The sequence below is a fragment of the Mycobacterium sp. NGS61 genome, assembly GCF_059812325.1.
Map to the genome: position 1 here is coordinate 773,777 of NZ_JCALCL010000001.1, position 23,925 is coordinate 797,701.

25 protein-coding genes are annotated in these 23,925 nt (G+C 69.1%); 12 read left to right on the plus strand and 13 right to left on the minus strand.

Going from position 1 to position 23,925, the window contains the following annotated elements:
• Positions 1 to 67: 67 nt before the first annotated feature.
• Positions 68 to 1,177 carry a phosphate ABC transporter substrate-binding protein PstS gene (pstS, locus tag AC5Y3Z_RS03720; protein WP_463828316.1) on the minus strand — a complete coding sequence of 370 codons (1,110 nt, stop codon included), beginning with the start codon at positions 1,175 to 1,177 and terminating at the stop codon, positions 68 to 70.
• 239 nt (positions 1,178 to 1,416) lie between these two features.
• Between pstS and AC5Y3Z_RS03725 the strand changes: the two genes are divergently transcribed.
• Together AC5Y3Z_RS03725 and AC5Y3Z_RS03730 are read left to right on the plus strand one after the other, a co-directional pair.
• Positions 1,417 to 1,740 (plus strand): DUF732 domain-containing protein, encoded by a 324-nt coding sequence (locus tag AC5Y3Z_RS03725; protein ID WP_463828317.1) that lies wholly within the window; start codon positions 1,417 to 1,419, stop codon positions 1,738 to 1,740.
• Positions 1,741 to 1,825: 85 nt separating this feature from the next.
• Positions 1,826 to 2,032, plus strand: a complete 207-nt coding sequence (locus AC5Y3Z_RS03730) for a hypothetical protein (protein WP_463828318.1) — start codon at positions 1,826 to 1,828, stop codon at positions 2,030 to 2,032.
• Here AC5Y3Z_RS03730 and AC5Y3Z_RS03735 read toward each other — a convergent pair.
• The 3 genes from AC5Y3Z_RS03735 to AC5Y3Z_RS03745 all read right to left on the minus strand — a co-directional run bounded on the left by AC5Y3Z_RS03735 (position 1,989) and on the right by AC5Y3Z_RS03745 (position 6,121).
• Positions 1,989 to 2,816, minus strand: a complete 828-nt coding sequence (locus AC5Y3Z_RS03735; protein ID WP_473139794.1) for a pseudouridine synthase — start codon at positions 2,814 to 2,816, stop codon at positions 1,989 to 1,991. The genes AC5Y3Z_RS03730 and AC5Y3Z_RS03735 overlap by 44 nt on opposite strands.
• Before the next feature lie 50 nt (positions 2,817 to 2,866).
• Positions 2,867 to 4,609, minus strand: coding sequence for a glycerol-3-phosphate dehydrogenase/oxidase (locus AC5Y3Z_RS03740; protein WP_463828319.1), 1,743 nt, complete (start codon positions 4,607 to 4,609; stop codon positions 2,867 to 2,869).
• Positions 4,610 to 4,708: 99 nt separating this feature from the next.
• Entirely contained in the window at positions 4,709 to 6,121 is a 1,413-nt protein-coding gene (locus AC5Y3Z_RS03745) for an NAD(P)H-quinone dehydrogenase (RefSeq protein WP_463828363.1), read from the minus strand.
• Positions 6,122 to 6,152: 31 nt separating this feature from the next.
• Between AC5Y3Z_RS03745 and AC5Y3Z_RS03750 the strand changes: the two genes are divergently transcribed.
• Positions 6,153 to 6,632 (plus strand): gamma-glutamylcyclotransferase family protein, encoded by a 480-nt coding sequence (locus AC5Y3Z_RS03750; RefSeq protein WP_463828320.1) that lies wholly within the window; start codon positions 6,153 to 6,155, stop codon positions 6,630 to 6,632.
• Between the two features lie 91 nt (positions 6,633 to 6,723).
• On the opposite strand, the gene AC5Y3Z_RS03755 is transcribed toward AC5Y3Z_RS03750, so the two are convergent.
• The 4 genes from AC5Y3Z_RS03755 to AC5Y3Z_RS03770 all read right to left on the minus strand — a co-directional run bounded on the left by AC5Y3Z_RS03755 (position 6,724) and on the right by AC5Y3Z_RS03770 (position 10,799).
• On the minus strand, positions 6,724 to 7,629 hold the full coding sequence (locus AC5Y3Z_RS03755) for a type IV toxin-antitoxin system AbiEi family antitoxin (protein WP_473139795.1): 906 nt from the start codon (positions 7,627 to 7,629) through the stop codon (positions 6,724 to 6,726).
• A gap of 128 nt (positions 7,630 to 7,757) precedes the next feature.
• Entirely contained in the window at positions 7,758 to 8,927 is a 1,170-nt protein-coding gene (locus tag AC5Y3Z_RS03760) for a M20 family metallopeptidase (protein ID WP_473139726.1), read from the minus strand.
• A complete protein-coding gene (locus AC5Y3Z_RS03765; protein ID WP_473139727.1) occupies positions 8,924 to 10,099 on the minus strand; it encodes a M20 family metallopeptidase in 1,176 nt (391 codons plus the stop codon). Before AC5Y3Z_RS03765 ends, AC5Y3Z_RS03760 begins: the two co-directional genes overlap by 4 nt.
• Before the next feature lie 34 nt (positions 10,100 to 10,133).
• Positions 10,134 to 10,799: a cutinase family protein gene (locus tag AC5Y3Z_RS03770; protein WP_473139728.1), complete on the minus strand. Its 666-nt coding sequence runs from the start codon at positions 10,797 to 10,799 to the stop codon at positions 10,134 to 10,136.
• A 67-nt stretch (positions 10,800 to 10,866) separates the two neighbouring features.
• On the opposite strand from AC5Y3Z_RS03770, the gene AC5Y3Z_RS03775 reads away from it, so the two are divergent.
• Complete coding sequence (locus AC5Y3Z_RS03775; RefSeq protein ID WP_473139729.1) at positions 10,867 to 11,667, plus strand: purine-nucleoside phosphorylase; 801 nt, start codon at positions 10,867 to 10,869, stop codon at positions 11,665 to 11,667.
• Positions 11,664 to 13,217 carry a phospho-sugar mutase gene (locus AC5Y3Z_RS03780; protein ID WP_473139730.1) on the plus strand — a complete coding sequence of 518 codons (1,554 nt, stop codon included), beginning with the start codon at positions 11,664 to 11,666 and terminating at the stop codon, positions 13,215 to 13,217. Before AC5Y3Z_RS03775 ends, AC5Y3Z_RS03780 begins: the two co-directional genes overlap by 4 nt.
• A 1-nt stretch (position 13,218) precedes the next feature.
• Here the strand turns inward: AC5Y3Z_RS03780 and upp are convergent, their stop codons facing one another.
• Positions 13,219 to 13,842 (minus strand): uracil phosphoribosyltransferase, encoded by a 624-nt coding sequence (upp, locus tag AC5Y3Z_RS03785; protein ID WP_473139731.1) that lies wholly within the window; start codon positions 13,840 to 13,842, stop codon positions 13,219 to 13,221.
• A gap of 125 nt (positions 13,843 to 13,967) precedes the next feature.
• On the opposite strand from upp, the gene AC5Y3Z_RS03790 reads away from it, so the two are divergent.
• Genes AC5Y3Z_RS03790 through AC5Y3Z_RS03800 form a run of 3 tightly spaced genes read left to right on the plus strand, consistent with a single transcriptional unit; the run spans position 13,968 to position 16,637 of the window.
• Positions 13,968 to 14,789, plus strand: coding sequence for an alkaline phosphatase family protein (locus AC5Y3Z_RS03790; RefSeq protein ID WP_473139796.1), 822 nt, complete (start codon positions 13,968 to 13,970; stop codon positions 14,787 to 14,789).
• A 33-nt stretch (positions 14,790 to 14,822) separates the two neighbouring features.
• A complete protein-coding gene (gene satS, locus AC5Y3Z_RS03795; protein ID WP_473139732.1) occupies positions 14,823 to 16,145 on the plus strand; it encodes a protein export chaperone SatS in 1,323 nt (440 codons plus the stop codon).
• A gap of 12 nt (positions 16,146 to 16,157) precedes the next feature.
• On the plus strand, positions 16,158 to 16,637 hold the full coding sequence (locus AC5Y3Z_RS03800) for a PE family protein (protein ID WP_473139733.1): 480 nt from the start codon (positions 16,158 to 16,160) through the stop codon (positions 16,635 to 16,637).
• On the opposite strand, the gene AC5Y3Z_RS03805 is transcribed toward AC5Y3Z_RS03800, so the two are convergent.
• The 4 genes from AC5Y3Z_RS03805 to AC5Y3Z_RS03820 are packed head-to-tail and all read right to left on the minus strand — an operon-like array spanning position 16,623 to position 20,300.
• The gene (locus tag AC5Y3Z_RS03805; protein ID WP_473139797.1) at positions 16,623 to 17,519 is read right to left on the minus strand and encodes an alpha/beta fold hydrolase; all 897 of its coding nucleotides are present in this window, start codon (positions 17,517 to 17,519) and stop codon (positions 16,623 to 16,625) included. The genes AC5Y3Z_RS03800 and AC5Y3Z_RS03805 overlap by 15 nt on opposite strands.
• Positions 17,520 to 17,539: 20 nt before the next feature.
• Positions 17,540 to 18,619 carry an adenosine deaminase gene (locus AC5Y3Z_RS03810; protein WP_473139734.1) on the minus strand — a complete coding sequence of 360 codons (1,080 nt, stop codon included), beginning with the start codon at positions 18,617 to 18,619 and terminating at the stop codon, positions 17,540 to 17,542.
• Positions 18,616 to 19,902: a thymidine phosphorylase gene (locus AC5Y3Z_RS03815; protein ID WP_473139735.1), complete on the minus strand. Its 1,287-nt coding sequence runs from the start codon at positions 19,900 to 19,902 to the stop codon at positions 18,616 to 18,618. The genes AC5Y3Z_RS03810 and AC5Y3Z_RS03815 overlap by 4 nt, the downstream gene beginning before the upstream one ends.
• Positions 19,899 to 20,300 carry a cytidine deaminase gene (locus tag AC5Y3Z_RS03820; protein WP_473139736.1) on the minus strand — a complete coding sequence of 134 codons (402 nt, stop codon included), beginning with the start codon at positions 20,298 to 20,300 and terminating at the stop codon, positions 19,899 to 19,901. Before AC5Y3Z_RS03820 ends, AC5Y3Z_RS03815 begins: the two co-directional genes overlap by 4 nt.
• Positions 20,301 to 20,565: 265 nt before the next feature.
• On the opposite strand from AC5Y3Z_RS03820, the gene sdhC reads away from it, so the two are divergent.
• The 4 genes from sdhC to AC5Y3Z_RS03840 are packed head-to-tail and all read left to right on the plus strand — an operon-like array spanning position 20,566 to position 23,924.
• Entirely contained in the window at positions 20,566 to 20,904 is a 339-nt protein-coding gene (gene sdhC, locus AC5Y3Z_RS03825; RefSeq protein ID WP_463828332.1) for a succinate dehydrogenase, cytochrome b556 subunit, read from the plus strand.
• Entirely contained in the window at positions 20,901 to 21,368 is a 468-nt protein-coding gene (locus tag AC5Y3Z_RS03830; RefSeq protein WP_463828333.1) for a succinate dehydrogenase hydrophobic membrane anchor subunit, read from the plus strand. The genes sdhC and AC5Y3Z_RS03830 overlap by 4 nt, the downstream gene beginning before the upstream one ends.
• 10 nt (positions 21,369 to 21,378) lie before the next feature.
• Entirely contained in the window at positions 21,379 to 23,133 is a 1,755-nt protein-coding gene (gene sdhA / locus AC5Y3Z_RS03835) for a succinate dehydrogenase flavoprotein subunit (protein WP_473139737.1), read from the plus strand.
• Positions 23,133 to 23,924 (plus strand): succinate dehydrogenase iron-sulfur subunit, encoded by a 792-nt coding sequence (locus AC5Y3Z_RS03840; RefSeq protein ID WP_473139738.1) that lies wholly within the window; start codon positions 23,133 to 23,135, stop codon positions 23,922 to 23,924. The genes sdhA and AC5Y3Z_RS03840 overlap by 1 nt, the downstream gene beginning before the upstream one ends.
• Position 23,925: the final 1 nt, after the last annotated feature.

The window sequence follows — 23,925 nt, forward strand, 5'->3', positions numbered from 1 at the left end:
TTTTGGAAACTTTATGTCGACCGCAGCGGGAAGAACCCCGAAACATTGCGCGTCGGCCAAGCCCCGATCACGCGATGGCGCTCACCGCGGCGGCCAACCGAGAACCGAAATCGGCCGGCACGGGAACGTAGCCGTTGTCCGACAGCCCGGCCTGACCAGGACCGATCGTGGCTTGCAGAAATGCCTTGACCGCGCGGCCCGCTTGGGCATCCGGGTACTTCGAGCACACGATCTCGTACGTCGCCAGCACGATCGGGTAGGAGCCCGGTTGGTTCGGCCGGTAGAACGAAATCGTGTCCAGCGCCAGATCGTTGCCCTCCCTGGTGAACCAGGCACCGGCGATGGTCTTGCCTACCGAGTCACCGCTGATCGATACCGGTTCAGGACCGGCCGACGTGATGATCCCGGCGGTGTTGAGCCGTTGCCGCTGCGCGAAGGACCACTCCAGGTAGGTGATCGACCCCTCGGTGGCACCGACGGCGGCGGCAACGCCGTCGCTTCCGGCGAATCCGTCGCCCACACCGCCCTTGAACTGTTTTCCGGCGCCCCTGCCCCAGGCGCCGTTGGCGGCGGTGTCGAGGTATCGCTGGAAGTTGTCCGAAGTCCCGGACTCGTCCTTGCGGAACACCACCCGGATGGGCGCCGCCGGCAGCGCGACGCCGGCGTTGAGCGCGGCGATCGCCGGATCGTTCCAGGTGGTGATGGCGCCGTTGAAGATTCTGGCCGCGGTTGGGCCGTCGAGACTCAACGACGACAGGCCCTTGATGTTGAACGCGATCGCGATCGGACCGAACACCACCGGCAGGTTCCACGCCGGTGACCCGCAGCGCTGCGTGGCCCGGTCGTACTCGCTCCTGCTCAGCGGTGAGTCGGAGCCGGCGAACTCGGTCCGGTTGTCCAGGAAATCGCTGATCCCGCCGCCGGATCCGTTGGTCGTGTACTTCAGCGTCTGGCCCGGACATGCCTGTTCGAACGCCTTGACGAACAGGGTCATGGCATTTTCCTGCGCGGTGGACCCGCTGGCGCGCACGGTCGGCTCGCCGCCGCAGGCGACGTTCGCCGACCGCGTGGTCGCACTCGACGCCGGGCTCGGGTGCTGCTGCGTCCCGCAGGCCGAAACCGCCGCGGCGGCGAGGGCGGGCGCGCTCAGGAGGGCACCGAACCGACTAATTTTCACGGTGATTCCTCGGACGGCAGGTGGTGGGCGTCCCAACGATCATCGGGTCCGGTACAGATCATCCAGCAGGGAAATGTGATCGGCCATCGTTGCGGCGGTCCGGGGTCGCCAATTCAGCCACAGTTCCGTTTGGGTACACGGTCCGGACACCTAAGCTGTTAGCTCATACCAACTTCACATGCAATGATCAGCATGTCAGCAGGACATGACGCGACCAGCACAGGCGAGGGGGTTCAGCGATGGCGATCCGCCGGCTGCGTACGAGCTTTCTCGTGCTGCTGGGACTGCTGAGCTGTGCCGGCGTAGCCGCCCCACGCGCGCACGCCGACGCTGTCGACGACCAGTTCCTCAACGCGATGCGGTCCAAGGACATCCATTTCGGCTCGTCGCAAGCAGCTCTGCTCGCCGGCCATCAGGTGTGCAACGAACTCGACCAGGGCAAGCAGAAGAGCGACGTCGCCAACGACGTGTCCACCAGCAGCAACCTCGACGGCTATCACGCGGGGTTCTTCGTCGGCTTGAGCATCGCCGCGTTCTGCCCCAGGCATCACGCGTCAAATTAAGTTTGTGTGTCCGTCTCGGATTCGCGGGCTCGGCACACATACACTCTGGCGATACGCCTCACCGGGAGTCGAACTGATCAGCAGAGTGTTCTCCGTCGTCGTCGCCGCGCTGTGCGCCGCCCTGGTCACCGCCACCGCGGTCGGCGCCGAAGATGAGGCCGAGCCCAACATGTTCACCGAGCTCAGTTGCACGTGCGACGTGGTGCCGAGCGAGGCCATCGCCTCCGGGGACCCGGTCAGCGCAGGGATCAAGGACGGTCTTGCCGGGTTGCCGGGAGCTCTCGGCGACTGACGAACTCCCGGTGCGCGCCCGTCACCGGATCGTCGAATTCGATGCGCTGCGCCAGCAACTGCAGCGGCGTGGTGAAGTCGCCGTCGGGGACGGCTATGACGTTGGGGTACAACGGATCTGCGAAGATCGGCAGCCCCAGCGACGCCATGTGCACCCGCAACTGGTGGGTGCGTCCGGTGCGTGGCGTGAGCCGGTAGAGACCGTCGGGCGACAGCAGCTCCACCAGTGTCTCGGCGTTGGCAGGTCCCGGTTCGCAGACTGCCTGCAGTTGGCCTCGATACTTGACGATGCGGGTGCGCACCAGCTGCGGCAGCGTCACCGCCGGGTCGACCGCCGCTCGGGCCAGATAGACCTTGCTGACCTCGCCCCGGGCGAACAGCGTCTGATAGGCGCCCCGGATCTCACGTCGGGTGGTGAACAGCAGGACGCCGGCCGTCAGCCGGTCCAGCCGGTGCGCGGGGCTGAGTTCGGGTAGGTCCAACGAGCGCCGCAACCGCACCAGCGCGGTCTGCGCGACGTGGCGTCCGCGCGGCATGGTCGACAGGAAGTGCGGTTTGTCGGCGACGACGATGTTGTCGTCGCGGTAGAGCACCGGGATGTCAAACGGCACCGGCACCTCGTCGGGCAGGTCGCGGTACAGGTAGACGTGCGCGCCGCCGGGCAGCACGGTCGCGTCGTCGATCACCGTGCCGTCGGCGTCGACGACTTCGCCGGCCAGGACTTTGGCGCGCGCGGGCGCGCCGAACCGCGCGGTCAACTCCGCCAGGACCGGCCCGCCGTACATCCGGACCCGTGCCGGACCCAGCCCGTCGCGAACCGGCAGCGGGGCGGCCCTCAATTCAGGGGCACCGGTTCGAGGATCTCCGCGCGCGCCTCGGGTGCGCTGGCGCGCAACTCGTCGGCGGACACGTCGTCGGGCTGGGCCTGCGACAGGATCTCGGCGGTCACCCGCGCCTTGTAGTTGTCGACCTCGCGATCCACGTCGGCCGCACTCCAGCCCAGCACCGGCGCCACCAGCTCGGCCACCTCGCGCGCGCAGTCGACGCCGCGGTGGGAGTACTCGATCGAGATCCGCATCCGGCGCGCCAGGATGTCCTCGAGGTGCAGCGCCCCCTCAGCCGCGACGGCGTAGAGGGCTTCCACTTTCAGGTACCCGGGCGCGTCGGTGATCGGCCCCAGCAAGCTGGGGTCTTTGGCCGCCATCGCCAGTACCTCGTCGATCAGCGACCCGTAGCGATCCAGCAGGTGGCGCACCCGGTAGGGGTGCAGGCCACGCATCGCGCCGACGTTCTGGGTCTGGTTGATCAGGGCGAAGTAGCCGTCGGCGCCCATCAACGGCACCTTCTGGGTGATCGTCGGCGCGACCCGGGCCGGAATGAACTCGGCGGCGGCATCCACCGCGTCGGCCGCCATCACCCGGTAGGTGGTGTACTTGCCGCCGGCGATCGCGACCAGGCCGGCCGCGGGCACCGCCACGGCGTGCTCCCGGGACAGCTTGGAGGTCTCCTCACTCTCCCCGGCCAGCAGCGGCCGCAGCCCGGCGTAGACACCGTCGATGTCGGCGTGCGTCAACGGGGTGGCCAGCACGGTGTTGACCGTGCCCAGGATGTAGTCGATGTCGGCCTTGGTGGCCGCTGGATGGGCCAGATCGAGGTTCCAGTCGGTGTCGGTGGTCCCGATGATCCAGTGGCTGCCCCACGGGATAACGAACATCACCGACTTCTCGGTGCGCAGGATGATCGCGACGTCGCTGACGATGCGGTCCCGCGGCACCACCACGTGCACGCCCTTGGAGGCGCGCACCTTGAACCGGCCGCGTTGCTTGGACAACGCCTGGATCTCGTCGGTCCAGACTCCGGTCGCGTTGATCACCACGTGCGCGCGGACCTCGGTGATCTCGCCGTCCTCGGAGTCGCGCACCCGCACCCCGGTGACCCGGTCGCCCTCCCGCAGCAGCGCCACCACCTGGGTGGACGACCGCACCACCGCGCCGTAGTGCGCCGCGGTGCGCGCCACCATCATGGTGTGCCGGGCGTCGTCGACCACGGTGTCGTAGTAGCGGATGCCGCCGATCAGCGAGTTGCGCTTGAGGCCCGGGCTCAGCCGCAACGCCCCGGCGCGGGTCATATGCTTCTGCGCCGGCACCGATTTCGCGCCGCCCAGACTGTCGTAGAGGAAGATGCCCGCAGCCATGTAGGGCCGTTCCCACAGTCGCTTGGTCAGCGGGAACAGGAACGGCAGCGGCTTGACCAGGTGCGGCGCCAGCGTGGTCAGCGACAGCTCGCGTTCGAACAGCGCCTCGCGCACCAGGCCGAACTCGAGTTGTTCCAGATAGCGCAGGCCGCCGTGGAACATCTTCGAGGAGCGACTCGAGGTGCCCGAGGCGAAGTCACGCGCCTCCACCAGCGCCACCTTCAGCCCGCGGGTGGCCGCGTCCAGGGCGCAGCCCGAGCCCACCACCCCGCCGCCGATCACCACGACGTCGAATTGCTCGGTACCGAGACGCTCCCAGGCGAGTGCCCGCTGTTCGGGGCCCAGGGCCGACGCGGCGGGTTCGCTCTCGATCGGGTTGCTCACGACCACAGACTCCTGTCGGTTACTCGTCAGTAGCGGTACTCAGCCAAGGCTAGTGGGTTGCCGGTCCTCGAGTCGGTCTTCACTCTGTGAATTCGACGATCAGTCCAGATCGTCGTGGGCCATCAGCCGCCGGGCGGCCTCGGTGATCGAACCGGACAGCGACGGATAGACGGCCAGGGTCTGGGCCAACTCGTTGACCGTGATCCGGTTCTGCACCGCGACCGCGATCGGCAGGATCAGCTCCGAGGCGATCGGCGCCACCACCACCCCACCGATCACCACGCCGGTGGATTTGCGGCAGAAGATCTTGACGAAGCCCTGCCGCAGCCCCGACATCTTGGCGCGGGCGTTGGTGTGCAGCGGCAGCATGATGGTCCGGGCGCTGAACTCGCCGTCGTCGATCGCCGACTGGGGGACCCCGACGGCGGCGATCTCCGGCCGGGTGAACACCGTCGCCGCGACCGTGCGCAGCCGGATCGGGCTGACACCTTCGCCCAGCGCGTGATACATCGCGATGCGGCCCTGCATCGCCGCCACCGACGCCAGCAACAGCAGGCCGGTGCAGTCGCCCGCGGCGTAGATGCCCGGCACCGACGTCCGCGACACCCGGTCCACCTTCAGATAGTCGCCGGGGCCCAGCTCGATGCCGACCCGCTCCAGCCCGAGACCACTGGTGTTGGGGACCGACCCGATGGTCATCAACGCGTGGCTGCCCTCGACGGTGCGTCCGTCGGTCATGGTGACCAGGACGCCGTTGCCGGTGCGCTTGACCGACTCGGCGCGCGCGTTCTTGAACAACTTCACGCCGCGCTCGGCGAACGACTCTTCGAGCACCGCCGCGGCGTCGGCGTCTTCGTAGGGCAGCACCCGGTCGCGGCTGGCCGCCACCGTCACCGGCACCCCGAGCTCGGTGTAGGCGTGCACGAACTCCGCGCCGGTCACCCCCGAGCCCACCACGACGAGGTGTTCGGGCAGCTCCTTGAGGTCGTAGAGCTGCCGCCAGGTCAGGATGCGCTCGCCGTCCGGCTGCGCCGACGGCAGGACACGCGGGCTGGCGCCGGTGGCGATCAGCACGACGTCGGCGTCGTGCTCGGTGACGGTCCCGTCCGCGGCCGTAGCTTTGATCCGGTGCCGGGCCAGGTTGGGGGCCGGGTCGATCAGCTCACCGCGCCCGGCCACCAGGTGCACGCCCACATCGCGCAGTTGCGCCGCGATGTCCTCGGACTGCTCGACGGCGAGGTTCCTGACCCGCGCGTGGATCTGCGGCAGGTCGATCTTGGCGTCGTCGATGTCGATCTCGAAGCCGAGTCGCGGCGCCCGGCGCAGCTCGGTACGCAGCCAGGTCGAGGCGATGAAGGTCTTGGACGGCACGCAGTCGTCGAGGACGGCCGCGCCGCCGATGCCTTCGGAGTCGACGACCGTGACTTCGGCATCGGGGCGCGAGTTGGCGGCCACCAGGGCCGCCTCGTATCCGGCCGGGCCGCCGCCGAGGATCACGATGCGCGTCGTCACAGCCACCAAACCTAGCGTCTAAGCTTTCCCCGTGCCGCTCTACGCCGCGTACGGCTCGAACATGGATCCCGAGCAGATGCTCAAGCGCGCACCGCACTCGCCAATGGCCGGAACCGGCTGGTTGCCGGGCTGGCGGCTGACGTTCGGCGGGGAGGACATCGGCTGGGAGGGTGCGCTGGCCACCGTCGTCGAGGAGCCCACCTCGCAGGTGTTCGTGGTGCTCTACGACATGACGCCGGCCGACGAAATGAACCTGGACCGGTGGGAGGGCTCGGAGTTCGGCGTGCACAAGAAGATCCGCTGCCGCGTGCAGCGGGAATCCTCCGACACCGACATCGACCCGGTGTTGGCGTGGCTCTATGTGCTGGATGCCTGGGAGGGCGGGCTGCCGTCGGCGCGCTACCTCGGTGTGATGGCCGATGCAGCCGAAAAGGCCGGCGCCCCAGCCGATTACGTGCACGATCTGCGGACCCGCCCGGCCCGCAACATCGGTCCGGGGACCAGCGCCTGAGGCTTTCCGGTGCGCCCTGGTGCGCCCTGGTGCGCCCTGGTGCGCCGAGCGTCCTCATAGGTGCGGCGAAATGCCCGTTGTGACGGCATTTTCAGGCCGCTGGTGACGGTCCCGCCGCGCGACCTCGGTCCAGTCGCGTTCTGAGCCGGTGCACGAGATGCCAGGGTTCACACCTGACGTCCTGGGCCACCATCGCCACGACCATGAAGCCCAGATCCTGCAGCGCCGCGGTCCGGAGTCGGTCGTATCTGAACGCTTCGGGACTGCTGTGCGAGTCCACGCCGTCGTACTCGGCGACGACACGACATTCCGGCCAGGCGAAGTCGACCCGCCACAGCCGCCCGGTCAGGTCGACGATGTTGTACTGCAGCACCGGTTCCGGCAGTCCGCCGTCGATCATGACCAGGCGGGCTTCGCTCTCCATCGGCGACTCGGCCAGCGGTGACGCCAGCGGAAGCAGCGCCCGGGCGGTGCAGATGCCGCGACGCCCGGCCTGCGACTCGACGGCTTCGGCCAGCTCGTCGGGCCGGCAGCGACCGCTGCGCAGGGCCGCGTCCAGAGTAGCCAGCGCACGCGGCCGGCGCAGGCTGCGCGCCACCTCGATCGCTGTCCACGCGGGCGTCGTCGTCGGCCGGCCGCGCACTGATACCAGTGGCGCGTCCTCGCGGCGGTGCACCACGAGACCCCGCGTGGAGTGCAGGTGGCCCTGGTCGGGGTTGAGCACGTGCAGGTCGGTGTCGCGTTCGGTGGCAAACCCGTAACCGGCCGCGGCCGTGTGCAGGCAGATGGCGACCGTCGTGCCCGCCAACAGGTCGAGCCCGCGCAGTCGCAGAGCAGCGGTGTCGCGGCCGCTGCCGTAGACGCCGTGCCAGATCCGGCGCAGCTCGCCGCGCCGGACGCAGGTCTCCAGGTTGCGGCGGCTGACCATGCCCAAGGCCTGGGCCGCGGTGACGACGCCCTGTTGTTCGTTAAGCAGCTGACCGAGTCCGGCATGCACGCGGCCCATCTTCGGCACCACGTAACGCACCCACAATTCACCGCGCGAGCGTCCTCAAAATGCCGGTCGCAGAGCCGTTTTCGCGCACATATGGGGCCGCTCGGCAGTAACAAGCAGACCGAAGTACCTCAGAAGGGAGCGGATTGCTCGATGATGTTGGCCATCACCCGCACGCCGATGGCCAGGGCGCGCTCGTCGAGGTCGAAGGTGGGCTGGTGCAGGTCGAGCTGCGGCCCCTCGCCCGACCAGACCCCCAACCGGGCCATCGCCCCGGGTATCTCCTCGAGGTACCAGGAAAAGTCCTCGCCGCCGCCGGACTGCCGGGTGTCGGCCAGCACGTCCGGGCCGACGGCCTCGATCGCGTGGGTGAGGATGCGGGTCGAGACGTCTTCGTTGACCACCGGCGGCACGCCGCGCCGGTACTGCAGCGTGTGCTCGATGGCCAGCGGCGACAACAGGCCCGCGACGGCGTCCCGGATGATCGCTTCGAGATCGACCCACGTCTGCCGGCTGGCGGTGCGCACCGTGCCCGCCAGCACCCCGGACTGCGGAATGGCGTTGGGCGCGTTGCCGGCGTTCACCGCCCCCCACACCAGCACGGTGCTGTTGCGCGGGTCGATGCGGCGCGACAACACACCCGGCAGGCCGGTGATCACCGTGCCGAGCCCGTAGACCAGGTCGGCGGTCAGGTGCGGGCGCGAGGTGTGCCCGCCGGGCGAATGCAGCGTGATCTCGAGCTGGTCGGCCGCCGAGGTGATCGGCCCCAGCCGCACTGCGACCTTGCCCACCTCGAGCCGGGGATCGCAGTGCAGCGCGAAGATCCGCGACACCCCGGTCAGCGCACCGGCGGCGATCGCATCGATCGCACCCCCGGGCATCAGCTCCTCGGCGGCCTGGAAGATCAGCCGCACCCCCACCGGCAGCTCAGGCACCGACGCCAGCGCCAGCGCGGTGCCCAGCAGGATCGCGGTGTGCGCGTCGTGACCGCAGGCATGTGCGACGTCGGCGACGGTCGAGGCGTACGGCGCGCCGGTCCGCTCGGCCATCGGCAACGCGTCCATATCGGCGCGCAACGCGATCCTGGGTTGGTGCTCGGGGCCGAAATCGCAGGTCAAGCCGGTGCCGCCGGGCAGCACCTTAGGGTTCAGCCCGGCGTTGGCCAGCCGCTCGGCGACGAACTGCGTGGTGGCGAACTCTTGTCGGCCCAGCTCGGGGTACCGGTGGATGTGTCGGCGCCAGTCCACCAGGTCGTCGTAGTGCGCGGCCAGCCAGGATTCGGCGCTGTCGACCAGACTCATGACGCCACCCGGCGTTCCCGCAGCTCCAGCACCCGCTCGCGTTGACCGGAGTCGGATGCGAGCGCGACCACCGTGCGCGCCAGCATGATCGCGCCCTCCACGACGGCCCGGTCGGCGCTGGGTCCCGCGGCCGCGGCGGCGAAGGCCCGCTGATGCACGGTGGCGCCGCCGGCGTCGACGCCGATCACCGGATGAATGCCCGGCATCACCTGCGTCACGTTGCCCATGTCGGTGCTGCCCATCGGCAGTCCCACCTCGACCGCGGCGGGCACCGGCTCGCGACCCAGCCGCCGCATCTCCGCACGGAACACGTTGGCCAGCCACTCGTCGGGCTGCAACTCCAGGTACGCCGGGCCGGCCGCGTCGATCTCGTATTCACAGCCCGTGGCCAGCGCCCCCGCGGAAAAACACGCGTAGGCGCGGCCTTCCAGCTCGCGCAGCGAATCGGAGTCGATCGCGCGCATCGCGTACTGCAACGCGGCGCGGCCGGGGATCACGTTCACGGCCTGTCCGCCGTCGGTGACGATGCCGTGCAACAGCTGTCCGGGCGCCAACTGCTGGCGCAGCAGGCCGACCGCGACCTGCGCGACGGTGACCGCATCGGCGGCATTGACCCCCAGCTGCGGGGCGACCGCGGCGTGCGATTCCTTGCCCCGGTAGTGCACGGTCACCTCGGACAGGGCCAGCGACCGCGCCCCGGCGATGTCGGTGGGCCCGGGATGCACCATCACCGCCACCGCGACGTCGTCGAACGCCCCGGCTTGCAGCATCAAGGCCTTGCCGCCGCCCGATTCCTCGGCCGGCGTGCCCAGCAGGGCCACCGTCAGGCCGAGTTCATCGGCGACGTCGGCCAACGCCAGCGCTGCGCCCACCCCCGCGGCCGCAATGATGTTGTGTCCGCAGGCGTGCCCGATCTCGGGCAGCGCGTCGTACTCCGCGCACACCCCGACGACCAGCGGGCCGCTGCCGAACTCCGCCCGGAACGCGGTGTCCAGTCCGGCGACCGGGCCGATCTGAAACCCGCGCTGGGCGATCAGCTCTTTGGCCTTGGCACAGCTGCGGTGCTCGGCGAACGCCAGCTCGGGCTCGGCGTGGATGGCGTGGGAAAGCGCTACCAGGTCACCGCCGCGCCGGCGCACCACTTCTTCGACGCGGTCCAGTGCTACGGGCATCTCGGCAGTATCTCATCGGTGCCCATGCCATCGGTCAGACCCGTGCGGCAAGGAACTGCGCGGCCTGGCCCGGCCAGGGCGGGTTCTCGTAGGCGTGATGCGCCTCGCGGTCGCGACCCCCGACCACGCAGACCGGATCGTTCTCGCTGCACAGGTCGATCGCCCGGCCCGCGAACCCGCCGGAGGTGGACAGCGGGGTGTTGAACCGGTTGCCGGGGTTGCCGAACACCGCGACGGCGGTGACGCGCCCGGTCAGGAACGGATCCAGCGGCGCAGCCGAGCCGAACGTGCCGATCCGCTCACCCAGCGGCGGCACCCCCGCCAGCATCGAGATCGCGGCCGCACCCTGGGAGAAGCCGCCGAGCGCGATCTTGGTGTTGGGGCACTGTTCGGCCATGAAGGCGATGTGGTCGCGGGCGTCGTTGGCCGCGTCGCCAGTGGTGAGGAAGTTGTAGCTGGCCGCGTAGTTGATCGGGTACACGCCCAGGCTGCGGCCGCCCAGGGCGGGGCCCAGCGCGGCCAGCAGCGCGTCCCCGACCCGGCCCAGGCCGGGCGGTTCAGCGGTGCCGCGGGCGAAGACGAGTTCGACGTCGGGGCACTCGTCGGCGATCGCGCGGGGCGGGGGGGCGATCAGCAGCGCGAGGACGGCAGCGAAAATTACGGCGGCCAGCACAACACAGGACGGTTCGCGCAATCTCACAGAGCCGATCATCACACACCTCCGGAGTGCGGGGCGCGACGAGCTAGGCTCGCGCAATGTGACCAGCATGGCGCCCCGTCCTGACGAGATCGCGGCGCAGGCTGCTCGCGTCATCGCCGAACGCACCGGTATCGACCGGCACGACGTCGCGGTGGTGCTGGGGTCGGGATGGTCACCGGCGGTCACCGCGCTGGGCGCCCCGACCGCCGTGTTGCCCCAGGCCGAGATCCCCGGCTTCGCCCCGCCGCAGGCCGCCGGTCACGCGGGTGAGTTGCTGTCGGTGCCGGTCGGCGCGCACCGGGTGCTGGTGCTGGCCGGCCGCATCCACCCTTACGAAGGACACGACCTGCAGCACGTCGTGCACCCGGTGCGGGCAGCGTGCGCCGCAGGGGCCCGGATCGTGGTGCTGACCAACGCGGCGGGCGGGTTGCGGGCCGACATGGCGGTCGGCCAGCCGGTGCTGATCAGTGACCACCTGAATCTGACCGCGCGCTCACCCCTGGTCGGTGCGCACTTCGTCGACCTCACCGACGCCTACGCGCCGCGGCTGCGGGCGCTGGCCCGCGACTGCGATCCGCAGCTCACGCAAGGCGTCTACGCCGCCCTGCCGGGGCCGCACTACGAGACCCCCGCCGAGATCCGGATGCTGCAGGTGCTCGGCGCCGACCTGGTCGGGATGTCCACCGTGCACGAGACGATCGCCGCGCGGGCGGCGGGTGCGGAGGTGCTGGGCGTGTCGCTGGTGACGAATCTGGCGGCCGGGATCTCCGGTGCGCCGTTGAGTCACGCCGAGGTGCTGGCCACCGGCGCCGCGGCCGCCGCCCGGATGGGGTCGCTGCTGGCCGACGTGATCCGCCGGGTGCCGTGACCCCGGAAACCTGGATCGCGCACGACCCTGACCCCCAGACGGCCGCCGAACTCGCCGCGCTGGATCCCGACGAGCTGGCCGCGCGCTTCGCCCGACCGCTGCGGTTCGGCACCGCCGGGTTGCGCGGGCCGGTGCGCGGCGGCCCCGACGCGATGAACCTGGCCGTGGTGCTGCGCGCGACCTGGGCGCTGGCCCGGGTGCTCGACCGGCCCGGCACCGTGATCGTGGGACGCGACGCCCGGCACGGCTCGGCGACGTTCGCCACTGCTGCCGCCGAAGTGCTTGCCGCTCAGGGTTTTTCAGTGCTGCTATGCAGCGCTCCGGTGCCTACGCCGGTGGTCGCCTACGCGGTGCGCGCCACTGGAGCGGTCGCCGGCGTGCAGATCACCGCCTCGCACAACCCGGCGGGCGACAACGGCTACAAGGTGTACCTCGACGGCGGTGTGCAGATCATCTCCCCCGCCGACCGCCGGATCGAAGCCGCGATGGCCGACGCTCCCCCGGCCGACCAGATCGCCCGCACCCCGGTGCCGCCCGCCGACACCGATCTGGTCGAGCGCTACATCCGGCGGGCGGCCGCAGTGCGGCGCGGCGACGGCACGGTGCGGGTGGCGTTGACGCCGATGCACGGGGTGGGCGGCGCGGTGGCCGTCGAGACGCTGCGCCGGGCCGGCTTCGCAGATGTGCACACCGTCGCCGCGCAGTTCGACCCCGACCCCGACTTCCCCACCGTCGCCTTTCCCAACCCGGAGGAGCCGGGTGCCACCGATGCGCTGCTCGCGCTGGCCGCCGACGTCGGCGCCGACGTTGCGATCGCGCTGGACCCCGACGCCGACCGGTGCGCTGTCGGGATACCCGGGCCGAGTGGCTGGCGGATGCTTTCCGGTGACGAAACCGGGTGGCTGCTGGGCGATTACATTCTGTCCCGGCACCGCGGCGACCCTCCCACGGTGGCCAGCACCGTGGTGTCGTCCCGGATGCTGGCCGCGATCGCCGCGCACCGTGGCGCGCGGCACGTCGAGACCCTGACCGGGTTCAAGTGGCTGGCCCGCGCCGACGCCGATGAGCCGGGCAGCCTGGTGTACGCCTACGAGGAGGCGATCGGGCACTGCGTCGACCCGGCCGCGGTCCGCGACAAGGACGGCATCAGCGCCGCGGTGTTGTGCTGCGATCTGGTGGCCTCGCTGCGCGGCCGCACGGTCTCCGACGCGCTCGACGACCTGGCCCGTCGCCACGGCGTGCACGAGGTCGCCGCGGTGCCGCGCCGGGTCGCCGACACCGACGAGGCCGCCGCGCTGCTGCGTCGGCTGCGCGAGGCACCGCCGCCCGAGCTGGCCGGCTTCGACAGAACCGCCAGCGCCGACGCGCTGATCTTCACCGGCGGTGCCGACCAGACGTCCGTACGGGTGGTGGTCCGGCCGTCGGGTACCGAGCCGAAACTCAAGTGCTACCTCGAGATTCGCTGCACACCCAGCGCAGACCTGGAGGCTGCCCGCATCCGCGCGCGTTCGGTGCGCGACGAACTGGTGGCTGCGATAGCCCGCTGGTGACTCAGCGCGGACCGAACTGACGATCGCCGGCGTCTCCGAGTCCGGGCACGATGTAGGCGATCTCGTTGAGCCCGTCGTCGATGGCCGCGGTGAACAGGCGCGCGTCCGGCGCCACCTTTTCCATCGCCACCACCCCGTCCGGCGCCGCCACCACGCACAGCGCGGTGAGGTCGGTGGCGCCACGCTCCTGCAGCTGCTCGATGGTGTGCGCCATCGAGCCGCCGGTGGCCAGCATCGGGTCCAGGATCAGCACCGGCAGCCCGGACAGGTCGTCGGGCAGCGACGCCAGGTAGGGCACCGGCTGGGCGGTCTGCTCGTCGCGGGCCACACCGACGAACCCGACGTGCGCTTCGGGCAGCAGGGCATGTGCCTCGTTGACCATGCCCAGGCCGGCCCGCAGCACCGGCACCAGCAGCGGCGGACGCGCCAGCTTGGACCCCGTCGTCTCGGCGAGTGGCGTGCGGATCGGCACCGGGACACTGGGCGCCTCACGCAGCGCCTCGTAGACCAGCATCACCGTGAGTTCGCGCAACGCGGCGCGGAACGTGGCATTGTCGGTTCGCTCATCACGCAGCACGGTCAGCCGGGCGGCGGCCAGCGGGTGATCGATGACGTGCACGTCCATCGGCCCGACCCTATATAACGATCGGGTGCAGGCCGGCTGACACGCGCGTCGTCGTGCGGCCGGCCGGCCATTCCCAGCCCTATACTCCGGGCGTGCGACGCCATCTGACCAGCCTTTTCTGTGCTATGGCGGTGCTCTGCGCGCTGCCGCTGCCCGCGGCGCGGGTGAGCCTGGCCGCCGCGACCCTGCCCAGGTATGCGCACGTGGTGATGGTGATCGAGGAGAACCGCTCGCAGGCCGACATCGTCGGCAACAAGGCGGCACCGTTCCTCAACGCGCTTGCGGCCGGCGGCGCCATGATGGCGCAGTCGTTCGCCGAGACCCACCCCAGCGAACCCAATTATCTGGCCCTGTTCGCGGGCAGCACCTTCGGCGTCACCAAGGACAGCTGCCCGCTCAACGCGGGTGCCGCCCCGAACCTGGCGTCGGAGTTGCTGGCCTCCGGCCGCACCTTCGGCGGCTATTCCGAGGACCTGCCCGCGGTCGGTTCGCCGGTGTGCAGCGCGGGCAAGTACGCCCGCAAGCACGTGCCGTGGGTGAACTTCAGCAATGTGCCGGCCAATGTCTCGGTGCCGTTCTCGGCGTTCCCGCAGCCGGGCGGCTACGCGAACCTACCCACCCTCTCGATCGTCATCCCCAACAACGACAACAACATGCACGACGGGTCGATCGCCCAGGGCGACGCCTGGCTGAACACCCACCTCGCCGCGTACGCCACCTGGGCCAGGACCAACAACAGCCTGCTGATCGTGACGTGGGACGAGGACGACGGCGGTCCCCGCAACCAGATCCCGACGGTGTTCTACGGCGCGCACGTGCAGCCGGGCAGCTACAACGAGACCATCAATCACTACAACCTGCTGGCCACGCTCGAGGAGATGTACGGGCTGCCCAAAACGGGCCTGGCGGCCACCGCCGCACCCATCGCAACTATTTGGGGCGGATAAGCCGGGTCGGGCCGGGTCGCTATTGTGTGCCGCATGGCTGCTGACCTCGTGCCCATCCGCCTGAGCCTGTCCGAGGGGGACCGTTACACGCTGTGGGCGCCCCGCTGGCGCGACTCCGGGGACGAGTGGGAAGCGTTTCTGGGCAAGGACGACGACCTGTACGTTTTCGAGAGCGTCGCCGACCTGGTCGCTTTCGTGCGCAGCGACGCCGACAACGACCTGACCGACCACCCGGGCTGGCAGAGCGTCACCGAGGCGCACGCCCAGAAGCTGGAACCCGCCGAGGACAACCAGTTCGACCTGGTGGCGGTCGAGGAGCTGGTCGCCGAGAAACCGACCGAGAAATCGGTGACGGCGCTGGCCGGAGCGTTGGCCATCGTCTCGTCCATCGGGTCGGTCTGCGAGTTGCCGGCGATCTCGAAGTTCTTCAACGGCAACCCGATGCTGGGCACGGTCTCGGGCGGCATCGACCACTTCGCCGGGAAAGCCGGTCAGAAGCGGTGGAACACGATCGCAGAGGTGATCGCACGTAGCTGGGACGACGTGCTCGAGGCCGTCGACGACATCGCCACCGTCCCCGAGGTCGACGAGGACCTCTCGGCCAAGGCGGCTGCAGAACTCGACGAGGAGATCGAAGAAGACGAAGAGCCGGCCGTCACGGAGGACGCCGACGAGGCCGCCGAGCCGGAAGACGAGGCCGACGAGGCTGCGGCCGACGAAGACGAAGACGAAGACGAAGCCGAAGAAGACGACGACGACGAAGAAGAAGAAGGCCGCGCCGAAGGCGACACCGTGGTGCTCGGTGGCACCGACGACTTCTGGACGCAGGTCGGCATCGACCCGATCCAGATCATGACCAGCTCGGGCACCTTCTATACCCTGCGCTGTTATCTGGACGACCGGCCGATCTTCCTGGGCCGCAACGGCCGGATCAGCGTGTTCGGCTCCGAGCGGGCGCTGGCGCGCTACCTCGCCGACGAGCACGATCACGACCTGTCGGACCTGAGCACCTACGACGACATCCGGACCGCCGCCACCGACGGCTCGCTGAAAGTCGACATCACCGACGAGAACGTCTACGTGCTCAGCGGACTGGCCGACGACTTCACCGACGGACCGGAAGCGGTGGACCGCGAACAGCTCGACCTCGCCGTCGAGCTGCTGCGCGACATCGGGGACTATTCCGAGGAGAGCACCGTCGACAAAGCGCTGGAGACGAACAAGCCGCTGGGCAAGCTGATCGCCTACGTGCTGGAGCCGGACTCGGTGAGCAAACCCGCCGGACCGTACGCCGCGGCGGTGCGGGGCTGGGAAAAGCTGGAGTCCTTCGTGGATTCGCGGCTGCGGCGCGAATAGGACGAGACCGGTATGGCTGACGTGGTGGTTGCGGCGCCGGAGCTCATCGCGCAGGCTGCGACCGATCTGGCGGCCATCGACTCGGCGCTGCGCGCAGCGCACCTCACCGCCACGGCGCCCACCCAGGGCATTGTTCCCTCGGCCGCCGACGAAGTGTCCGGCGCCGTCGCGCAACTGTTCGCCGAATTCGGCCGGGATTACCAGAGCGTGGCCGGGCAGGTTGCCGCCTATCACGAGAAGTTCGTGCAGCAGCTCGGGGCGGCAGCCGGCGCCTACGCGGGCGCCGAGTCCGCCAGCGCGGCATCGCTGCAGCCGCTGCCCGCCGCCACGTTGACCGACGTCGTGACCTCGATCATCGGCGACGTGACGTCGCTGTTTTTCCAGCTCGCGGCCGCTCTCTACTACGTGTTGTTCCTGATGCTGATCCCGATCTACGCCGCGCTCGCGATCTATCTGCCCTTCGCCTACCTGGGGTCGCTACTGGGGATCTAGACCGGCGACGCACGCCGCCAGGATGTCGTCCCAGTATTTGAGTGCGAAATGACCGTTGCCGGGGGCCCAGTGCAGATCCACCTCGGGGATCGCGTCCTCGAGATATTCGCCGATCGCCCGCGGGATGAAGGAGTCCTCGTCGCCCTGCCAGATATGCGTCGGCACCGCGACCTGACCGACCTCGAACCCCCACGGCCGGTAGATCAGAAACGACTCGTACGCGGCGCCCCGGCCGCCCTGCCGGAACGCTTCACGCTGGACGGCGCCGAAGTGCCGCAGGAAGAGCTCGTCGCGCATGTGGTCCCGGTCGATGTCGGGCAGTGACAGTGTCACCAGCCGGCCGAACAGGCCCGACGCGAATTGCGCACACCAGCCCAGCGGCACGTACGCGGCGTTGAAGATCCAGATACCGCGTTGTGCGGCACGGAAGTAGAGCGCGTCGGTCCGACTGAGACTGGCCCGGATGCGCGGTGTCACCAGCGGACCCCACGGTGCCAGCGCTCCCACGAACTTCAGCCGCGCCGGCGGGATCAGCGCCCCGCACGCGAACAGGTGCGGCCCGGCACCGGAATGCCCGACGACGCCGAACTCGCCCAGTCCGAGCCCGTCGGCCAGGGCACACACGTCGGCCGGCCAGTCCCGGAACCGGCGCCCACGCTGCAAGGTCGACTGCCCGAACCCGGGCCGGTCCACTGCGATCAGCCGGATGCCGTGCCGGCGCGCAGCACCGTCGGCAAAGGCGCCCTCCAACCGGCAACTCGGGGTGCCGTGAAAGTAGAACGCGGGATAACCCGCGGTGTCGCCGTACTCGAGATAGGCCAAGCTGCGTCCGTCGGGCAGGGTGAACGTCGACGCCTCGTCGACGCGAACACGCTCGGGCAGCTGCACACCATTGATCGTATTCAGCCGATCAGCACCGCGTACTGCGGCTTGATCACGTCATCGATGATGGCCAGCCGCTCGTCGAACGGGATGAAGGCGGATTTCATCGCATTGATGGTGAAGCGCTGCAGATCGCTCCAGCCGTAGCCGAACGCCTCGACCAGACGGAACATCTCCTCGCTCATCGTGGTGTCGCTCATCAACCGGTTGTCGGTATTGACGGTCACCCGGAAACGGCTGCGGGCCAGCAGGTCGAACGGGTGCTCGGCGATGCTGGCGACCGCACCGGTCTGCACGTTGGAACTGGGGCACATCTCGAACGGAATCCGCTTGTCCCGCAACAGTGATGCCAGCCGACCCAGCCTGACCGCACCATCGACGATTTCGATGTCGTCGACGATGCGCACGCCGTGACCGAGCCGGTCGGCGCCGCAGAACGCGATCGCCTCATGGATGGACGGCAGGCCGAATGCCTCCCCCGCGTGGATTGTGAAGCGCGCGTTGTTATCCCGCATGTATTCGAACGCATCCAGGTGCCTGGTCGGCGGGTGGCCGGCCTCGGCTCCGGCGATGTCGAATCCGACTACGCCCTTGTCCCGGAACCGGATCGCCAGCTCGGCGATCTCGCGGGACATGGCGGCGTGCCGCATCGCGGTCACCAGGCAGCGCACCTTGATACCGTGACCAGTTGCGGCACATGCTTTTTCGCCGGCCGCGAAGCCCTCCAGCACCGCGTCCACCACCTGGTCGAAGGACAGGCCGCGGTTGATGTGCAGCTCGGGGGCGAACCGGACCTCGGCGTACACCACCGAGTCCGCGGCCAGATCTTCCACGCATTCGTGGGCCACGCGATACAGCGCGTCGGGCGTCTGCATCACCGCCACGGTGTGCGAGAACGGTTCCAGATAACGCTCCAACGAGCCGCTGTGCGACTGGGTGCGAAACCACGTCGCCAGCGCGTCGGCGTCGGTGACCGGCAGCCCGTCGTAGCCGATCTCAGCGGCGATCTCCAGCACCGTGGCCGGCCGCAGCCCGCCGTCGAGGTGATCGTGCAGCAGCGCCTTGGGCGCCGTGCGGATCTGTTCCAGGTCCAGGTTCATGGTGTGATCCGATCGATAATCAATGGCCTGCGCTCGGGCGGGTGGTCGGCCACGTGCCAGGCGCCGTCGAGTTCGGCCAGCGCCGGACCGAGCCGCCCGGGCGTCTCGGTGTGCAGGGTGAACAACGTCTCGCCGGCAGCCACCGGATCGCCCGGGCGGCGATGGATCCGGATCCCGGCGCCATGCTGTACCTGCGCACCCGGCCGGGACCTGCCCGCGCCGAGCCGCCACGCCGCCAACCCCACCGCCATCGCGTCAATGTCGCCCATTGTGCCGCCCCGGGTGGCTGCGACGGTTTCCGAATGCCCACCAACCGGCAACGGTTTCGCCAAATCTCCGCCCTGCGCGGCGACCAGCCGACGGAAGCTGTCCATCGCGGTCCCGTCGCGCAAGGTCTGTGCTGGATCGCGGCCGTCCAGGCCGGCCAGCTCCAGCATCTCGGCGGCCAGCCGCACGGTCAGTTCCACCACGTCGGGCGGCCCGCCACCGGCCAGCACCTCCAGCGACTCCTGCACCTCCAGCGCGTTGCCGACGGTCAGCCCCAGTGGGCACTGCATGTCGGTGAGCAGCGCGCGGGTGGGGACGCCGTGCGCGAGCCCCAGCTCGACCATGGTGTGCGCCAGCTCGCGGGACTCCGCCTCGGTCTTCAGGAAAGCCCCGGAACCGACCTTGACGTCCAGCACCAGCGCGCCGGCACCCTCGGCCAGTTTCTTGCTCATCACCGAACTGGCGATCAACGGCAGGGATTCGACGGTCCCGGTGACGTCGCGCAGCGCGTACAGCTTGGCATCCGCCGGCGCCAGTTCACCGGCGGCGAAGATGGCGGCGCCGACGTCGCGCAGCTGTTCGCGCACCCGCTGACCGGACAGGTCCGCGGTGAACCCGGGGATGGATTCCAGTTTGTCCAGGGTGCCGCCGGTGTGGCCCAACCCACGTCCGGCCGCCTGCGGCACCGTGCCGCCACAGGCGACGACGACGGGCACCAGCGGCAGCGTGATCTTGTCGCCGACACCGCCGCTGGAATGCTTGTCCACAGTCACCCGGCCCAGCTCGGTGAAATCCAGTCGTGGGCCCGACGCCAGCATCGCCGCCGTCCAATCGGTGATCTCGCCGCGGTCCATGCCGCGCAGGAAGATCGCCATCAACAACGCCGACATCTGTTCGGGGGCCACCCGGCCGCCGGTGTAGCCGTCGATCACCCAGTCGATCGCGGCCCCGGAGAGCCGGCCGCCGTCCCGCTTGGTGCGGATCACCGTCGGTGCGTCAAATGCGAAGTCTGTCAAGACGATTCCCGACCCAGATCGTCGGGACCGAACGCGTCCGGGAGCAGCTCCGCCAGGCGTCGCGGCCCACGCGGGTGGTCGATCAGCAGTTGCGGACCGCCGTGTTCGAGCAACACCTGGCGACAACGCCCGCACGGCATCAGCGGCGCACCGCGCCCGTCGACGCAGGCCAGCGCGATCAGTCGGCCCCCACCGGTGGCGTGCAGCGCGCACACCAGCCCGCATTCCGCGCAGAGACCAAGGCCATATGAGACATTCTCCACATTGCAACCGGTGACCACCCGGCCGTCGTCCACCAGCGCCGCCGCCCCCACCGGGAACCCCGAGTACGGGGCGTACGCCAGCGCGGCCGCACCGATTGCTTTGTCCCGCAACATGTTCCAATCAATGCCAGGCACTGCGCAACCCCGCTCAACCAATGACTGCCTTCAGGTAAAGCCACCCTAACCTGAAAACAACATGCGATTCTGATCGGATGGTTCGGGACTACGGGCCACCTCGCGGCGTTATGTTTGGTAGCGGTTCTGCAAGGCTTTTCCCGGGCCGCTTCCAGGCCTCTTTCGAAGGCGGGTGATTCAGACGACGACGACCGCGGACCCGGCACCGCTGGGATCCTCTCGCAAACGAAGGCCGCCGCGGACCCTGTACCGGGGCGACCCCGGCATGTGGGCGTGGGTGTTGCACCGCATCAGCGGCGCCACGATCTTCTTCTTCCTGTTCGTGCACGTGCTGGACGCCGCCGTGCTCCGGGTGAGCCCGCAGACCTACAACGAGGTCTTGTCGACCTACAAGACCCCGATCGTCGGGCTGATGGAATTCGGTCTGGTGGCGGCGGTGCTCTTCCACGCGCTCAACGGGATCCGGATCATCCTGATCGACTTCTGGGCCGAAGGTCCGCGCCACCAGCGCACCATGCTGTGGATCGTCGCCGTCGGGTTCCTGGTGCCGTTCGTGATGGCCGGGGTGGTCATCGGCATTCACGCCTGGGATCACCTGCGATGAGCACACCCGATCTGCAGCTCGGCCCGGGCCAGGTCGCCCCGGTGCGGCAACGCAGCTACGACCGGCCGGCCAGCCTGGACAACCCGCGCTCGCCGCGGCGTCGCGCCGGCATCCCCAACTTCGAGAAATTCGCCTGGCTGTTCATGCGGTTCTCCGGGATCGCGCTGGTGCTCCTGGCGATCGGGCATCTGTTCATCATGCTGATGTGGGACGACGGTGTTTACCGCATCGACTTCAACTTCGTCGCCCAGCGCTGGGCGTCGCCGTTCTGGCAGTTCTGGGATCTGGCCCTGTTGTGGCTGGCGCAACTGCACGGCGGCAACGGTCTGCGCAACATCATCGACGACTACACCCGCAAGGACGTCACCCGCTTCTGGCTGAACAGCATCCTGCTGCTGTCGATGGGGTTCACGTTGGTGCTGGGCACCTACGTGATCGTGACCTTCAACCCGAACATCTCCTGAGAGGGGCGCCTTGATCCAGCAACACCGATACGACGTGGTGATCGTCGGGGCGGGCGGAGCCGGGATGCGGGCCGCGGTGGAGGCCGGCCCCCGCGTCCGCACCGCAGTGCTGACCAAGCTCTACCCCACCCGCAGCCACACCGGCGCCGCCCAGGGCGGCATGTGCGCCGCGCTGGCCAACGTCGAAGAGGACAACTGGGAGTGGCACACCTTCGACACCGTCAAGGGCGGCGACTACCTCGCCGACCAGGACGCCGTGGAGATCATGTGCAAAGAGGCCATCGACGCGGTGCTGGACCTGGAGAAGATGGGGATGCCGTTCAACCGCACCCCGGAGGGCCGCATCGACCAGCGCCGGTTCGGTGGGCACACCCGCGACCACGGCAAGGCCCCGGTCCGGCGGGCCTGTTACGCCGCCGACCGCACCGGCCACATGATCCTGCAGACGCTGTACCAGAACTGCGTCAAGCACGATGTGCAGTTCTTCAACGAGTTCTACGCATTGGACCTGGTGCTCACCCAGACCCCCACCGGGCCGGTCGCCACCGGGGTGGTGGCCTACGAACTGGCCACCGGTGAGATCCACGTCTTCCACGCCAAGGCGGTCGTGCTGGCGACCGGCGGATCCGGCCGGATGTACAAGACCACCTCCAATGCGCACACGCTGACCGGGGACGGCATCGGGATCGTGTTCCGCAAGGGACTCCCGTTGGAGGACATGGAATTTCACCAGTTCCATCCGACCGGCCTGGCCGGTCTGGGCATCCTGATCTCCGAGGCGGTGCGCGGCGAGGGCGGCCGGTTGCTCAACGGGGAGGGCGAACGCTTCATGGAGCGCTACGCCCCGACCATCGTCGACCTGGCGCCGCGCGACATCGTCGCCCGGTCGATGGTGCTCGAGGTGCTGGAAGGCCGGGGCGCCGGCCCGCACAAGGACTACGTCTACATCGACGTCCGTCACCTCGGCGAGGAGGTGCTGGAAGCCAAGCTGCCCGACATCACCGAGTTCGCCCGCACCTACCTGGGTGTGGACCCGGTGCACGAACTGGTCCCGGTCTACCCGACCTGCCACTACGTGATGGGCGGCATTCCGACCACGGTCACCGGCCAGGTGCTGCGCGACAACACCAACACCGTGCCCGGACTGTTCGCGGCCGGCGAGTGCGCGTGCGTCTCGGTGCACGGCGCCAACCGGCTGGGCACCAATTCGCTGCTGGACATCAACGTCTTCGGGCGCCGCGCGGGCCTGGCCGCCGCCGCGTACGCGCGGGGGCATGACTTCTCCGACATGCCGCCCGAACCCGCGGCGATGGTGCAGGGCTGGGTCGCCGACATCCTCTCCGAGCACGGCAACGAGCGGGTCGCCGACATCCGCGGTGCCCTGCAACAGACCATGGACAACAACGCCGCGGTGTTCCGCACCGAGGAAACGCTCAAGCAGGCACTCACCGACATCCATGCGCTCAAAGGGCGGTACTCCCGAATCACCGTGCAAGACAAGGGGAAACGGTTCAACAGCGACCTGCTGGAGGCTATCGAGCTCGGCTTTCTGCTGGAGCTCGCCGAGGTCACCGTGGTGGGTGCGCTGAACCGCAAGGAGTCGCGCGGCGGACACGCCCGCGAGGACTACCCCAACCGCGACGACATCAACTACATGCGCCACACCATGGCCTACAAAGAAGGTGCCGACCTGATCAGCGACATCCGGCTGGACTTCAAGCCGGTGGTGCAGACCCGGTATGAGCCGAAGGAGCGGAAGTACTGATGACTGCCGAGCCAGAGGTCCAAACGCTCGAACCCCCGCTGCCGCCGGTCCCGGACGGCGCGGTGATGGTGACGCTGAAGATCGCCCGGTTCAACCCGGACGACCCGGAGAAGTTCGCGGCCACCGGTGGCTGGCAGAGCTTCCGGGTGCCGTGTCTGCCCAGCGACCGGCTGCTGAACCTGCTGCTGTACATCAAGGGCTACCTGGACGGGACGTTGACGTTCCGCAGGTCGTGCGCGCACGGGGTGTGCGGCTCGGACGCGATGCGGATCAACGGCGTCAACCGGTTGGCCTGCAAGGTGCTGATGCGCGATCTGCTGCCCAAGAAGCCCGGCAAGAAACTCACCATCACCGTCGAACCGATCCGCGGGCTGCCGGTGGAAAAAGACCTCGTGGTCGACATGGAACCGTTCTTCGAGGCCTACCGCGCAATCAAGCCGTACCTGATCACCAGCGGCAATCCCCCTACGCGCGAACGTATTCAGAGCCCGACCGACCGCGCCCGCTACGACGACACCACCAAGTGCATCCTGTGCGCCTGCTGCACCACCAGCTGCCCGGTGTTCTGGAACGAAGGCAGCTACTTCGGGCCGGCGGCCATCGTCAACGCGCACCGGTTCATCTTCGACAGTCGCGACGAGGCGGCCGCCGAACGCCTGGACATCCTCAACGAGGTCGACGGGGTGTGGCGTTGTCGCACCACGTTCAACTGCACCGAGTGCTGCCCGCGGGGCATCGAGGTGACCAAGGCGATCCAGGAAGTCAAACGCGCCGTGATGTTCACGCGCTGAG

Coding starts and splice junctions, on each gene's coding strand:
- AC5Y3Z_RS03725 (WP_463828317.1), top strand. CDS start 1,417: ATGGCGATCCGCCGGCTGCGTACGAGCTTTCTCGTGCTGCTGGGACTG.
- AC5Y3Z_RS03735 (WP_473139794.1), bottom strand. CDS start 2,816: ATGTACGGCGGGCCGGTCCTGGCGGAGTTGACCGCGCGGTTCGGCGCG.
- AC5Y3Z_RS03760 (WP_473139726.1), bottom strand. CDS start 8,927: ATGAGTCTGGTCGACAGCGCCGAATCCTGGCTGGCCGCGCACTACGAC.
- AC5Y3Z_RS03765 (WP_473139727.1), bottom strand. CDS start 10,099: ATGCCCGTAGCACTGGACCGCGTCGAAGAAGTGGTGCGCCGGCGCGGC.
- AC5Y3Z_RS03775 (WP_473139729.1), top strand. CDS start 10,867: ATGGCGCCCCGTCCTGACGAGATCGCGGCGCAGGCTGCTCGCGTCATC.
- upp (WP_473139731.1), bottom strand. CDS start 13,842: ATGGACGTGCACGTCATCGATCACCCGCTGGCCGCCGCCCGGCTGACC.
- AC5Y3Z_RS03790 (WP_473139796.1), top strand. CDS start 13,968: ATGGCGGTGCTCTGCGCGCTGCCGCTGCCCGCGGCGCGGGTGAGCCTG.
- satS (WP_473139732.1), top strand. CDS start 14,823: ATGGCTGCTGACCTCGTGCCCATCCGCCTGAGCCTGTCCGAGGGGGAC.
- AC5Y3Z_RS03800 (WP_473139733.1), top strand. CDS start 16,158: ATGGCTGACGTGGTGGTTGCGGCGCCGGAGCTCATCGCGCAGGCTGCG.
- AC5Y3Z_RS03810 (WP_473139734.1), bottom strand. CDS start 18,619: ATGAACCTGGACCTGGAACAGATCCGCACGGCGCCCAAGGCGCTGCTG.
- sdhC (WP_463828332.1), top strand. CDS start 20,566: ATGTGGGCGTGGGTGTTGCACCGCATCAGCGGCGCCACGATCTTCTTC.
- AC5Y3Z_RS03830 (WP_463828333.1), top strand. CDS start 20,901: ATGAGCACACCCGATCTGCAGCTCGGCCCGGGCCAGGTCGCCCCGGTG.
- AC5Y3Z_RS03840 (WP_473139738.1), top strand. CDS start 23,133: ATGACTGCCGAGCCAGAGGTCCAAACGCTCGAACCCCCGCTGCCGCCG.